The sequence below is a fragment of the Dyella sp. BiH032 genome, from assembly GCF_031954525.1.
In the GTDB taxonomy this organism is placed as follows: Bacteria; Pseudomonadota; Gammaproteobacteria; order Xanthomonadales; family Rhodanobacteraceae; genus Dyella_D.
This window is the reverse complement of record NZ_CP134867.1, coordinates 2,442,497-2,454,714: the sequence shown is the minus strand read 5'-3', so window position 1 is coordinate 2,454,714 and position 12,218 is coordinate 2,442,497. Positions and strand designations below refer to the sequence as shown.

12 protein-coding genes are annotated in these 12,218 nt (G+C 67.3%); 4 read left to right on the top strand and 8 right to left on the bottom strand.

Annotation, left to right across the window (positions count from 1 at the left end; translation table 11 throughout):
- Positions 1-9: 9 nt before the first annotated feature.
- The 4 genes from dnaJ to hrcA form a co-directional block, all read right to left on the bottom strand.
- Positions 10-1,137 (bottom strand): molecular chaperone DnaJ, encoded by a 1,128-nt coding sequence (dnaJ, locus tag RKE25_RS11010; RefSeq protein WP_311842381.1) that lies wholly within the window; start codon positions 1,135-1,137, stop codon positions 10-12.
- A 137-nt stretch (positions 1,138-1,274) separates the two neighbouring features.
- Entirely contained in the window at positions 1,275-3,194 is a 1,920-nt protein-coding gene (gene dnaK, locus RKE25_RS11005) for a molecular chaperone DnaK (protein ID WP_311842257.1), read from the bottom strand.
- Between the two features lie 155 nt (positions 3,195-3,349).
- A complete protein-coding gene (grpE, locus tag RKE25_RS11000) occupies positions 3,350-3,877 on the bottom strand; it encodes a nucleotide exchange factor GrpE (protein WP_311842256.1) in 528 nt (175 codons plus the stop codon).
- A gap of 81 nt (positions 3,878-3,958) precedes the next feature.
- Positions 3,959-5,020 carry a heat-inducible transcriptional repressor HrcA gene (gene hrcA, locus RKE25_RS10995; protein ID WP_311842255.1) on the bottom strand — a complete coding sequence of 354 codons (1,062 nt, stop codon included), beginning with the start codon at positions 5,018-5,020 and terminating at the stop codon, positions 3,959-3,961.
- A 169-nt stretch (positions 5,021-5,189) separates the two neighbouring features.
- Here hrcA and recN point away from each other — a divergent pair, with 169 nt between their 5' ends.
- Positions 5,190-6,866, top strand: a complete 1,677-nt coding sequence (gene recN, locus RKE25_RS10990; protein WP_311842254.1) for a DNA repair protein RecN — start codon at positions 5,190-5,192, stop codon at positions 6,864-6,866.
- Positions 6,867-7,087: 221 nt separating this feature from the next.
- Here the strand turns inward: recN and RKE25_RS10985 are convergent, their stop codons facing one another.
- Positions 7,088-7,732, bottom strand: a complete 645-nt coding sequence (locus tag RKE25_RS10985; RefSeq protein ID WP_311842253.1) for a response regulator transcription factor — start codon at positions 7,730-7,732, stop codon at positions 7,088-7,090.
- A gap of 100 nt (positions 7,733-7,832) precedes the next feature.
- Between RKE25_RS10985 and RKE25_RS10980 the strand changes: the two genes are divergently transcribed.
- A complete protein-coding gene (locus RKE25_RS10980) occupies positions 7,833-9,428 on the top strand; it encodes an MASE1 domain-containing protein (RefSeq protein ID WP_311842252.1) in 1,596 nt (531 codons plus the stop codon).
- Between the two features lie 581 nt (positions 9,429-10,009).
- Here RKE25_RS10980 and fur read toward each other — a convergent pair.
- Positions 10,010-10,426 (bottom strand): ferric iron uptake transcriptional regulator, encoded by a 417-nt coding sequence (gene fur / locus RKE25_RS10975; protein ID WP_311842251.1) that lies wholly within the window; start codon positions 10,424-10,426, stop codon positions 10,010-10,012.
- 80 nt (positions 10,427-10,506) lie between these two features.
- Between fur and bamE the strand changes: the two genes are divergently transcribed.
- Positions 10,507-10,935 carry an outer membrane protein assembly factor BamE gene (bamE, locus tag RKE25_RS10970; RefSeq protein ID WP_311842250.1) on the top strand — a complete coding sequence of 143 codons (429 nt, stop codon included), beginning with the start codon at positions 10,507-10,509 and terminating at the stop codon, positions 10,933-10,935.
- 4 nt (positions 10,936-10,939) lie between these two features.
- Here the strand turns inward: bamE and RKE25_RS10965 are convergent, their stop codons facing one another.
- Together RKE25_RS10965 and RKE25_RS10960 are read right to left on the bottom strand one after the other, a co-directional pair.
- The gene (locus tag RKE25_RS10965; RefSeq protein WP_311842249.1) at positions 10,940-11,221 is read right to left on the bottom strand and encodes an RnfH family protein; all 282 of its coding nucleotides are present in this window, start codon (positions 11,219-11,221) and stop codon (positions 10,940-10,942) included.
- The gene (locus tag RKE25_RS10960; RefSeq protein WP_311842248.1) at positions 11,214-11,645 is read right to left on the bottom strand and encodes a type II toxin-antitoxin system RatA family toxin; all 432 of its coding nucleotides are present in this window, start codon (positions 11,643-11,645) and stop codon (positions 11,214-11,216) included. Before RKE25_RS10960 ends, RKE25_RS10965 begins: the two co-directional genes overlap by 8 nt.
- A gap of 80 nt (positions 11,646-11,725) precedes the next feature.
- Between RKE25_RS10960 and smpB the strand changes: the two genes are divergently transcribed.
- Entirely contained in the window at positions 11,726-12,214 is a 489-nt protein-coding gene (smpB, locus tag RKE25_RS10955; protein ID WP_311842247.1) for an SsrA-binding protein SmpB, read from the top strand.
- Positions 12,215-12,218: the final 4 nt, after the last annotated feature.

Genomic DNA, 12,218 nt, shown 5'->3' with positions numbered 1-12,218 from the left:
CGAACCCCGTCAGGAGGTGACACGCGACCAGAACTGCTTCACCCCGTCGACCCAGGTCTTGGCGCGCGGCGTGTGCTTGTCGGCTTCGCCGCCGGCAAAGGTGGCTTCCAGTTGCTCCATCAGCTCGCGCTGCTGCTTGGTCAGGCGCACCGGCGTTTCCACCACCACGTGGCAGATCAAGTCGCCCGTGCGGCCGCTGCGCACCGACTTGACGCCGCGTCCGCGCAGGCGGAACTGCTGCCCGGTCTGCGTCTCCGGCGGGATCTGGATCGGCACCTCGCCTTCCAGCGTCGGCACCATCAGTTCGTCGCCGAGCGCCGCCTGCCCGAAACGGATCGGCAGCTCGCAATACAGGTCGTTGCCCTGCCGCTGGAAAATCGGGTGCTCGCGCACGTGCACTTCCACGTATAGGTCGCCGGATTCACCGCCGGGGCCGCCTGCTTCGCCCTGGCCCGTCAGCCGGATGCGGTCGCCTGTGTCGACGCCCGCCGGAATGCGCACAGAAAGCGTGCGGGTCTCTTCCAGCCGCCCCTCGCCGTGGCACTGTTTGCAGGGCTTTTCGATCGCCTGACCGGCGCCGCCGCAATGCGGGCAGGTCTGCTGAATCGAGAAGATGCCGTTCTGCATGCGCACGCGGCCGTGGCCGTTGCAGGTACGGCACTGCACCGTCTTGCCGTCCTCGGAACCAGAGCCGTTGCAGTGGTGGCAGTTCACCTGGGTCGGCACCTGGATGCTCTTCTCGATGCCGAACACGGCTTCTTCGAGATCCAGCTCCATCAGGTAGCGCAGATCCGCGCCGCGGCGCGATCGCGAGCGCCCGCCGCCGCCCATGCCGAAGATGTCCCCGAAGATATCGCCGAAGATGTCGCCCATGTCGCCGAAACCGCCCGCGCCGCGGCCGCCCATGCCTGCCTCGAAGGCGGCGTGGCCGTGCTGGTCGTACAGGGAACGCTTCTGCGGATCGGAGAGCACTTCGTAGGCTTCCTTCGCCTCCTTGAACTTCTCCTGCGCATGCGGATCGTCCGGACAACGGTCCGGGTGGTACTTCATCGCCAGGCGACGGAAGGCCTTCTTCAGTTCGGCCTCGGTGACCGTGCGCTCGACGCCGAGGATTTCGTAGTAGTCGCGCTTGCTCATGCTGGTTTCCGACTCGAATCGCTGTGCCATGAATCGCAGCGATCCATGTCCCCTCGAGAACTCCTTCAAGAAACAGCCCGCGCCTGGATCGAACCCCGGGCGCGGGCTGGGTCAGATCGGCAGGGCCGATCCGTCCGTCACTTCTTGTCGTCGCCCTTCACTTCGGTGAACTCGGCATCGACCACGTCGTCGGCCTGGGCCGAACCCTGCGGGCCAGCCTGGGGACCACCGGCCGCGCCGCCGCCCTGGGCGACCGCGTACAGCGACTGGGCAGCCTGCTCCAGCTTCTCGATCTTGGCTTCGATCGCGGCCTTGTCGTCGCCGTCCTTCGCTTTCTCCAGTTCGGCCAGCGCGCCCTCGATCGTGCTGAGCTGCTCGCCCGGCACCTTGCCGCCGTGCTCCTTCAGCGCGCTGCGGGTGGCATGCACCAGCTGGTCGGCCTTGTTGCGGGTGCTGACCAGTTCCTGGAACTTCTTGTCCTCTTCCTTGTTGGCCTCGGCGTCCGCGACCATGCGGGCGATCTCTTCCTCGGACAGGCCCGAACCGGCCTTGATCTCGATCTTCTGTTCCTTGCCGGTCTTCTTGTCCTTGGCCGACACGTGCAGGATGCCGTTGGCGTCGATGTCGAAGGTCACTTCGATCTGCGGCATGCCGCGCGGCGCCGCATCGATGCCGGTGAGGTCGAACTTGCCCAGCGACTTGTTGGCGCTGGCGCGCTCGCGCTCACCCTGCAGCACATGCACGGTCACCGCGGTCTGGTTGTCGTCGGCGGTGGAGAACACCTGCGAGGCCTTGGTCGGCACCGTGGTGTTCTTCTCGATCAGCTTGGTCATCACGCCGCCCATGGTCTCGATGCCCAGCGACAGCGGGGTCACGTCCAGCAGCAGCACATCCTTCACCGAACCGCCCAGCACGCCGCCCTGGATCGCCGCGCCTACGGCCACGGCCTCATCCGGGTTAACGTCCTTGCGCGGCTCCTTGCCGAAGAAGTCCTTCACCGACTCCTGCACCTTCGGCATACGGGTCTGACCGCCGACCAGGATCACCTCATCGATGTCGGACACGCGCAGGCCGGCGTCGTTGAGCGCGGTGCGGCACGGGTCGATCGTGCGCTTGACCAGGTCTTCCACCAGCGCCTCGAGCTTGGCGCGGGTCAGCTTGATGTTCAGGTGCTTCGGACCGGAAGCATCGGCCGTGATGTACGGCAGGTTCACTTCGGTCTGGTGGCTGGAGGACAGCTCGATCTTGGCGCGCTCGGCCGCGTCCTTCAGGCGCTGCAGGGCCAGCGGATCCTTGCGCAGATCCATGCCCTGGTCCTTCTTGAACTCCTCGACGAGGTAGTCGATGACGCGCAGGTCGAAGTCTTCGCCGCCCAGGAAGGTGTCGCCGTTGGTGGCCAGCACCTCGAACTGCTTCTCGCCGTCGACGTCGGCGATCTCGATGATCGACACGTCGAAGGTGCCGCCGCCCAGGTCGTACACCGCGATCTTGCGGTCGCCGCCCTTCTTGTCGAGACCGTAAGCCAGCGCGGCCGCGGTCGGCTCGTTGATGATGCGCTTGACTTCCAGGCCCGCGATCTTGCCGGCGTCCTTGGTGGCCTGGCGCTGGCTGTCGTTGAAGTAGGCCGGCACGGTGATCACGGCTTCGGTCACCGGCTCGCCGAGATAATCCTCGGCGGTCTTCTTCATCTTCATCAGCACCTTCGCGGAGATCTCCTGCGGCGCCATCTTCTTGCCGTCGGCGGTGGCGACCCACGCGTCGCCGTTGTCGTGCGCGACGATGCCATACGGCACGATGTGCAGGTCCTTCTGGACCTCGGCGTCGGTGAACTTGCGGCCGATCAGGCGCTTCACCGCGTAGAAGGTGTTCTTGGGATTGGTCACGCTCTGGCGCTTGGCCGGCGCGCCCACCAGCACTTCGCCGTCCTTGGTGAACGCAACGATCGACGGGGTGGTGCGATCGCCTTCCGCGTTCTCGATCACCTTGGTACTGCCGCCATCCATGATGGCGACGCAGGAGTTGGTCGTACCCAGGTCGATGCCGATGATCTTGCCCATGTCTGTGCTCCGAAAAATGCGTTGCGGCCCCGCGGCCGCGCTGTCTTGTCAAATGGGGCCCGGCCCTTGCGATTCAACGTGCCGGCGAGCCCTCGTAGTCGGTTCTGCAGCCATCGGCACGGGCGCGTTCAGCCGCCGGCCGATGGATGGCGCTGTCAATCCTTGGCGACCGCGACCAGCGCCGGCCGCAGCAGACGATCGTTCAACACGTAGCCCTTCTGCAGCACACTGACCACCGTGTTCGGCGCCTGCCCCGGGGCCTCCACCATGCTCACCGCGTGATGGCGCTCGGGATCGAGCGGCTGGCCCAGCGGATCGACCTGCACCAGGCCATTGTTCTCGGCGATCTTCAGCAGCGACTTGAGCGTGAGCGCGATGCCCTCGCGCACGCTGGCCACGTCGCCGCCCTCCACTGACAGGCCCATTTCCAGGCCGTCGTAGACCGGCAGCAGCTCGTTGAGCAACTTCTCGTTGGCGAAGCGGCGCGCCTGTTCCAGGTCGCGGTGCAGGCGGCGGCGCTGGTTCTCGATCTCCGCCTTCTCGCGGAGCACGGTGTCGCGCAACTCCACGTTGGCGGCTTCCAGCTCGGCCACCCGGGCCTTCAAGGCCTCCAGTTCGGCTTGCGCGTCCGGCGCGGCGGCTTCGGGCGCCCCATTGGGCACCTGCGGGTCGTTGTTCTGCATGAAATGCTCCAAAACCAAAACATGGCCGGCACGCCGTGCCGACCCCCAACAATATGCGGGAAACCCCGCCTCCCGGGCGGGTTATAAGGCCGTGGCGGCGCGATTCAAGGCGTCGCTCAACACACCGGCCGTCGCCTGCACCACCGGGATCACCCGTTCGTAGGCCATGCGGGTGGGGCCGATCACCCCGACCGCCCCCAGAACACGCCCCCGGGTGCCGTAGGTGGCCGTGACCACGCTGCAGCCGTCCAGGGCGGCAAAACCCGATTCCTCGCCGATGAACAGCCGCACGCCCGGCGCCTTGGCGCAGACCTCCATCAGTTGCAGCAGCTCGTTCTTCTTCTGGAACGCCTCGAACAGCTCGCGCAGGCGGTCCAGGTCGGCCAGTTCCGCATAACCCATCAGGTTGGTCTGGCCGCTGACCAGCACGTCGTCGCCCTCGGCCTGCGGCGCGAACGAGGCCGCCGCCAGCTCCACGGCGCTGGAGAGCATCCGGTTCAGCTCGCTGCTGGCCTCGCGCAACTCGCGTAGCAGGTGCGCGCGGATGTCGTCCAGCCGCAGGCCGGCGAAGTGCGTATTGAGGTAATTGGCCGCCTGCTCCAGCTCCCCGGCCTCTAGCGACCTGGCCAGCTGGATCACGCGGTTCTGGACCTGGTTGTCCGAGAACACCAGGATCACCAGCACCCGGGACCCGGGCAGCGCTACGAAGTCGATGTGCCGCAAGGGGAAATCCGCCTGGCGCGGGACGGTGACCACGCCGGCGAAGTGGGTCATGGCCGACAGCAGGCTGGACACGTTGCCCAGCAGGTCGCGGGTGGTCGTCGGGCCGGCGGGCAGCTCGCGCTGCAGGCGCGCCATGTCCTCGCGGGGCAGCGGCTGCAGTTCGATCAGGCTGTCCACGAACAGGCGCAGGCCGCGCGGCGTGGGCACGCGCCCGGCGGAAGTATGCGGGGAAGCCACCAGGCCCGCGTCTTCCAGGTCCGCCATGATGTTGCGGATGGTGGCGGGGCTGACGTCCAGGCCGGACGAGCGCGACAGCGTGCGCGAGCCCACCGGCTCGCCATCCGCCAGGTACTGCGCGATCAGCGTGCGCAACAGGCGTCGCGCGCGGGCATCCAGGTCGTGGCCGAGGGGTCGAGGCATGCGCTGTGGCAATCCGTGAGACGCGTAAGAAATAAGGTTTGGTCCGGCAGTTTGCAAGAAATCCGCCCCGGCGGGTGCCGTTTCCAGGGCGGACACAGCCCCGCCCGGCATGGCTCCTGCCCGCCGGGTTCTGCCTTTACAATCCACCGACTTTTCAGCGCGCCACCCCATGCTCACCTCGCTCTACGTCCGCCATTTCGCAGTTGTAGAAGAAGCCGAGATCGCCTTCGGCCCGGGCCTCACCGTCGTCAGCGGCGAGACCGGCGCCGGCAAATCCCTGCTGGTCGATGCCCTGATGCTGCTGGCCGGCGGCCGCGCCGACAGCGGCATGGTCCGTGCCGGCAGCGACCGCGCCGAACTGGCCGCCGAGTTCGACCTGGCCGCCCTGCCCGAGGCCCGCGACTGGCTGCGCCGGGAGGAACTGGACGAGGAAGACGGCAGCTGCCGCCTGCGCCGCGTGATCCGCGCCGAGGGCAGTTCGCGCGCCTGGATCAACGGCCGCCCGGCCAGCGCCAGCCAGCTGGGCGAGCTGGCTACCCTGCTGGTGGAGATCCACGGCCAGCACGAACACCAGGCGCTGCTCTCCCGCGCCCACCAGATGGCCCTGCTCGATGCCTACGCCGGCCACGACGCCCTGTTGGACCAGGTGCGTGACAGTGCCGTGCAATGGCGCGACGTGGGCGCCCGCATCCGCAAGCTCAGCGGCGGCGAGGACCGCGAACAGCGGCTGGAGCTGCTGCGCCACGAGAGCGCGGAACTGGAACAGTGGGCCCTGCCCCCGGCGGAACTGACCGAGCTGGAAGCCAGCCACAAGCGCCTGGCCAATGCCGGCCGCCTGGCCGAAGGCGCTGCCGGCGTCGCGGAACTGATCGACGGCGACAGCGAGCTGGCGCTCAACCGCGCCCTGGCCCGCGCGCATGCCGAGCTGGACAAGCTGGGTGCACTGGACGACCGCCTCGCCCCGCTGCTCGAACTGCTGGACAACGCCGCCATCCAGCTCGGCGAAGCCGCCGATGGCCTGAACCGCTACGCCCAGGACGTGGACCTGGACCCGGAGCGCTACACGGAAGTCGACACCCACCTCACCCGCCTGCACGAACTCTCGCGCAAGCACCGCACGCCGGTGTCCGATCTGCATGATCGGGCCGCCGCGCTGCGTACCGAGCTGGCCGAACTCGAAGGCGCCGGCGACGCGCTGGAAAAGCTCGCCGCCCAGCGCGACCAGTTGCGCCGCGACTTCGACTCCGCCGCCGCCAAGCTGAGCAAGGCGCGCACCACGGCAGCCGCGAAGCTCGGCAAGGAAGTCGGCGCCCTGATGGCCGAACTGGGCATGGCCGGCGGCCAGCTGGTCATCGAACTGGAAGCCGCCGGCAGCGACGAACCCGACCCGCAGGGCCGCGAGCGCTGCGAACTGCTGGTCAGCGCCAACCCCGGCCAGCCGCCGCGCCCGCTGCGCAAGGTGGCCTCGGGTGGCGAACTGGCGCGCATCAGCCTCGCCATCGAAGTGGCCACGCTGGGCAAAGACACCGTAGGCACCATGGTGTTCGACGAAGTGGACACCGGTATCGGCGGTGCGGTCGCGGAAGTGGTAGGGCAGAAGTTGCGCGCACTGGGCGGCCAGCGCCAGGTGCTGTGCGTCACCCACCTGCCCCAGGTGGCCGCGCAAGGCCACGCCCATCTGCGCGTCAGCAAGCACAGCGATGGCGAGAGCACGCAGACGCGCATCGAGAAGCTGGATGCCAACGGCCGCCGCGATGAATTGGCGCGCATGCTGGGCGGCGTGGAGATCACCCGCGAGACGCGGGCGCATGCGAAACAGATGCTGGATCGCGCGCAGACGGCTTGACCGGCGTCGAATTTCGACGGCGCCTTTGATCTATGCGGCGCCCTTTCTTGGGGGCCGCATCTTCGCCGGAATGACGGGCGAAAGGCGTGCGGTCAGAGGGACGTAGTAGCCGAAGACTCCACGTTGACCAAGTGCCGCTGACGAAGCGCCACTGATCGATGTGCTGCCAATCAAACGCAGCGGCGAACGCCCTCCGCCCCGCCCCATCTACACAGAAGGCCTCAGCCCTTGCCCTCGCGCCTCGGCAGCAAGCCGCGTTCGCTGGCCATGCGATAAAGGTCCAGTTCCGACCCCGCGCCCAACTTGCCCATCAGACTGGCGCGGTGGATGTACACGGTCTTCTGGCCGATCCCCAGTTCCGCCGCCACTTGCTTCGGCGCGCGGCCTTCCGCCAGCAGCAGGAACACCTCGCGCTCGCGGCTGGTCAGCCGGTTGATGGGATCGAGCGCCTCGCTGGGCCGTTCGGCGCGGCGTTGCCGCAGGTCGGAACTGAGGAAGCACTCGCCCTGCATCACCGCGCGCAAGCCGGCAACCAGTTCCTCCGGCGCCACGCCCTTGGTGACGTAGCCGCTGGCACCGCGGCGCAGGGCTTCCGAAACGTAGGGTTCGCCGTCGTGCATGCTCAGCACCACGATGCGGGTCTGGTCCGCCACGCTACGCAGATGCTCGATCAGCGGCAGGCCGCTGCCGTCGGGCAGGGACAGGTCCAGCGCGACCAGATCGGGCCGGCGCTGGCTCACCGCCTCGACCGCGTCGTCGGCGCTGCGGCACTCCGCCACGACCTCGAGGTCCGGCTCCATTTCGATCAGCCGCTTGAAGCCTTCGCGGACTATGGCGTGGTCATCGACCAGGACGATGCTGTACATGGAACGCACTGTATAGCAGGCCCGGGCGCTGCCCAAGGGTGGCTCGGCAAGGGTGGCGCACCGTGCGGAAACCCCGGCGGCCGCATGTACCATCGCCGGCATGCTCGAGAGACCCCTGTTCCTGCCCTGGGCCGGCATCTTCGCCTGCATCGGCTATTTCCTGCTGTGGCTGCTGCTGTGGCCCACGGAGCAGCCTTATTGGATGCTGCCCTACGGTTTGCGCTTCGGCGCGCTGCTGCTGTCGCCGATGCGCTGGTGGCCATGGCTGCTGCTGGCCGAATTCGGCGCGACGGGGCTGCTGAACGTCAGCCAGGGCATGCCGCTGGGCTGGTCGGGACTGATCCTGGGCGAGCTGCCGGAGCCGGTGGTGGTCACCCTCTGTCTCTGGCTGATGCGGCGCGCCCAACTGCACGTAAGCATGCGCGATCCGGAGGACGTCTCGCGCCTCCTGCTCTCCGCCGCCTTCACCGTGGCCGCCACCACCGTGGTGGACGCGGCGATCCTGGCGACCGTGCACAACCCGCTGTCGGCCGAGATGCTGATGCGCGCGCTCGGCCAGGACCTGCTCGGCAACTATGTCGGCACCCTGCTGGTGGTGCCGCTGCTGATCATGCTGTTCCGCGCGCACCTGGAGCACCGCGCGCTGACCAACCTCACCATGGACGGCCTGCTGGTGATGCTGCCGGCCTTGGCGATCCTGCTGCTGCTTTCCTCGCACCCCGCGCCGCAGCCGCAGTTCGCGCGCATCCTGTCGCTGGCGCCAGTGCTGTTCTTCGCCTTCCGCCACGGCTGGCGCGGCGCCAGCCTGGCCATGCTGATCTCCAGCCTGGGCATGACCCTGGTGGACCATTTCGCCGGCCGCCCGGCGCCGGAAGCCCCGGCGCAGCTGTTCCTTTCCGTCGCCGGCACCGGCGCGCTGATGCTGGGCGCCGCGACCGACGCGCTCCGCCGCAGCAGCGAGCGCGTCGCCGAGCAGAACGTCTATCTCGCCGCGGTGAATCGCCGGCTCGATCAACTCGCGCGCCAGCTGCGCGATGCCGCGCGCGGCAACCTGCAAGCCGAGGAAAACCAGCGTCGCCACATGGCCGCCGAACTGCACGACGAACTGGGCCAGAACCTCACCGCCATCCAGACGCATCTCAAGCTCGCGCAGGCACGCCTCGCGCAAGCGGGCATGGACGACATCAGCGCGTCGATCAACACCATCCTCGGTCACATGCGCCGCGCGCTGCATCGTCTGCTGGACGATCTGCGCCCCGCCGTGCTCGACGAGTTCGGCCTGTTGCGCGCGCTGGACGAAGGCCCGATCCGCGATCTGCTGGCCACCGCCGGTGTCATCTATCGCACCGAACTGCACGGCGATCCGCGCCTGCTGGACGAGGACACCCGCACCGCGATCTATCGCCTGGTCCAGGAAAGCGCCACCAATGCGGTGAAGCACGCGCAGGCCAGCACGTTCCAGCTGCGCCTGCGCATCGGCGAGCGCCAGGGCGGCGCCTTGGCGCTGCTGGACATCCGCGACGACGGCGTCGGCCTGCCCACCCGCATGCCGCGCGGCGGCCGCGGCTTGCAGGGCATGCGCGACCGCGTCACCTCGCTGGGCGGACTCTTCCGGCTGCGCCCGGAATCCCAGGGCGTGCACCTGCGCATTCTGCTGCGCAGCAGCAATGCGAACGGCTTCACACCTCGCCTATAGACCTGACAAAAAGTTCCCGATCCTAGGAAATTTTCCAATACCGGGCTCGTGAACAGGTCGTTAGCATCTCTCCATCGATGTGGGGGAGCCACCATCGCAAGATGGTGAGCCATGCCAACCGTGGGGACGGTGGGCATGAAGAACGGCAGGATGCCGTTCCGCCGTTACCGGCGGCAACGCCTGACACACTGGCGAGCAATTCGCCCCGTCAGGAAGCCGATCGATAACGGATCAGCCGCGGGATGGACAGGAGTCCATCCGCGGCTTTTTTTATGGGCGTTTCCCGTCCCTTGTCTCGCGTATCCACGAGCAAGTCTTCTCCTCTCCGGGGAGAAGATGCCGGTAGGCAGATGAGGGGTGAGTGCTCGCCCGAACGGCGCTACGCAGCGAAAGTTGGAGCTTTCGAGCTTTTCGCGATCCCCAGCCACTCGCTCCGCCCGGCCCCTCGCCCCAGCCCTCTCCCCTCCGGGGAGAGGGCGCAAGAGCGGCGTCCCCGGAGGGAGTGAGATCAAAGGCGATGTCCGGTCACGAAAAAGGCCGGTGGCAACGCCACCGGCCTTCTCTGCAACCCCGCTGGAACCTCAGCGTCCGCGCGACTTCGGCCGCACGTACAGCACCAGGCTGTGGTCCTCGATCACGTAGCCGTGCTTGGCCGCGATTTCATGCTGGAGGCGCTCGATCTCCTCGCTGACGAACTCGATCACCTTTCCGCTGTCCACGTCGATCATGTGGTCGTGGTGCTTGCCCCGGTCCAGCTCGTAGACGGCCTGGCCGCCCTCGAAGTTGTGCTTGACCACGATGCCGGCCGCCTCGAACTGGGTCAGTACCCGATAGACGGTGGCTAGCCCGATGTCTTCCTGGTGGGCGAGCAGCTTCTTGTAGATGTCCTCGGCGGTGAGGTGATGGACCTCCTCCTCTTCGAGGATCTGAAGGATGCGCATGCGGGGGTGGGTCACTTTCAGCCCGGCTTTGCGCAGTTCCTTGGTTTCCTGTTCCATCGCTTCACTCCAACAGGCACACGGTGCCGCCAATTCGTTAGTGTATCATCCGCCACCTTCACGATCCGGACGCAAGACGCATGCACAAGCTGATCCGCACGCTGGGTTTCGCCTTGCTGGGCCTCTCCCTGGCCAGCTGCCGACTCATCTATACCCCCGACGTGCAGCAGGGCAACCTGCTCGACAAGAAGAACGTCGATCAGCTCAAGCCGGGCATGACCAAGCGCCAGGTCCTGGTGCTGATGGGCTCTCCCTCCGTGGCCACGCCCTTCGACCAGAACCGCTGGGATTACGTCTCCACGCAGCAGCACCGCGGCGGCCCGATCAAGGTCCGCACGCTCAGCCTTACGTTCAATAACGACGCCCTGGTGCGCACCGAAGGCGATTTCTTCGCCGAGGACGCCAAGAAATTGGTCGAGGAGCAGAAGAAGTTCCGTGCCGGCTACCCGGTGGACGAAACCGCCGGCGACAAGACGAAGACGCCGGACGAGCAGAAGGACGGCAAGTAAGCCCTCAGCCGCCCTGGGCGCGCCGCCGGCGCGCCTCCTTCGGATCGAGCGTGAGCGGCCGGTAGATCTCCACCCGGTCGCCCGCTTCCAGCACGCGGTCCGGTGCCGCTTTCCGGGAAAACACCCCCAGCCGCGCCGGGTCGACCTCCAAGCCGGGCACTTCCGCCAGCAGACCGGACGCCTCGATCGCCTGCATCACCGTGGCCCCGGCCGGCAACTCCACCGGCAGCACCCACTGGCGCCCCGCCTCGGCGTAGACCACTTCCACCGCGATCCGCTCAACCATAGGTGCGTTCGGCCTCGCGGCAGAAATCCTCGACCATGCGGCTGGCGAGCCCCTGGAAACCCAGCTTCAGCGCCGTACCGCCCAGGCGGCCGGCATAGTCGAAATCGAGGGCGAAGTTGATCTTGCAGCCGGCATCGCCCAGGGCGATGAAGTCCCACACCCCCTCCAGGCTGCGGAACGGACCGTCCACCAAGCTCATCTGCAAGCGATGCGGCGGATCGACCGTATTGCGGGTGGTGAAACTCTGCCGGAAACCGGCGAACTTGAGATCCAGCCGCGCCACCAGCATGTTCTCCCCGCGCTCCAGCACGTCGGCGCCAGCACACCAGGGGAAGCGCTTTGGGTATGCTTCGACCTCATTGACCAGGTCGAACATCTGCGCCGGGGAGTACTTCACCAGCGCGCTGCGGCGGATTTCGATCACATCAGCCTCTTCAGAGAATCACGGTGCGACCGCTCCGGTCGCATCGCCAGCGGGGTCGTCGGCCCCGAAGTTTAGCGGACATGGCCAAGGCTAAGGACAAAGACAACAAAGGTACCGGCACCATCGCGCTCAACAAGCGCGCCCGCCACGAGTACCACATCGACCAGCGCTACGAGGCGGGCATCGCCCTGCAGGGCTGGGAGCTGAAGGCGCTGCGCGCCGGCCGCATCAATTTCGGCGACAGCTACGCCGTGGTGCTGAAGGGCGAGATCTTCCTCGTCGGCACCTCCATCCCGCCCCTGATCAGCGCCTCCACCCACGTGATCGCCGAGGACCGGCGCACGCGCAAGCTGCTGCTGCACAAGGAAGAGATCGACCAGCTGGTCGGTGCGGTGGAGCGCAAGGGCTACACCATGGTGCCCATCGCGCTGTACTGGAAGGGCAACAAGGTGAAGGTGGAGATCGGCCTGGCGCGCGGCAAGCAGGCGCACGACAAGCGCGAAGCCGAGAAAGAACGCGACTGGCAGCGCGAGAAGCAGCGCATCATGCGCGCCCACAATCGCGCCTGAGGCA

Bases quoted from the DNA above. Each gene is read 5' to 3' on its own strand.
- dnaJ (WP_311842381.1), bottom strand. From the start codon at position 1,137: ATGAGCAAGCGCGACTACTACGAAATCCTCGGCGTCGAGCGCACGGTC.
- dnaK (WP_311842257.1), bottom strand. From the start codon at position 3,194: ATGGGCAAGATCATCGGCATCGACCTGGGTACGACCAACTCCTGCGTC.
- grpE (WP_311842256.1), bottom strand. From the start codon at position 3,877: ATGCAGAACAACGACCCGCAGGTGCCCAATGGGGCGCCCGAAGCCGCC.
- hrcA (WP_311842255.1), bottom strand. From the start codon at position 5,020: ATGCCTCGACCCCTCGGCCACGACCTGGATGCCCGCGCGCGACGCCTG.
- recN (WP_311842254.1), top strand. From the start codon at position 5,190: ATGCTCACCTCGCTCTACGTCCGCCATTTCGCAGTTGTAGAAGAAGCC.
- RKE25_RS10985 (WP_311842253.1), bottom strand. From the start codon at position 7,732: ATGTACAGCATCGTCCTGGTCGATGACCACGCCATAGTCCGCGAAGGC.
- RKE25_RS10980 (WP_311842252.1), top strand. From the start codon at position 7,833: ATGCTCGAGAGACCCCTGTTCCTGCCCTGGGCCGGCATCTTCGCCTGC.
- fur (WP_311842251.1), bottom strand. From the start codon at position 10,426: ATGGAACAGGAAACCAAGGAACTGCGCAAAGCCGGGCTGAAAGTGACC.
- bamE (WP_311842250.1), top strand. From the start codon at position 10,507: ATGCACAAGCTGATCCGCACGCTGGGTTTCGCCTTGCTGGGCCTCTCC.
- RKE25_RS10965 (WP_311842249.1), bottom strand. From the start codon at position 11,221: ATGGTTGAGCGGATCGCGGTGGAAGTGGTCTACGCCGAGGCGGGGCGC.
- smpB (WP_311842247.1), top strand. From the start codon at position 11,726: ATGGCCAAGGCTAAGGACAAAGACAACAAAGGTACCGGCACCATCGCG.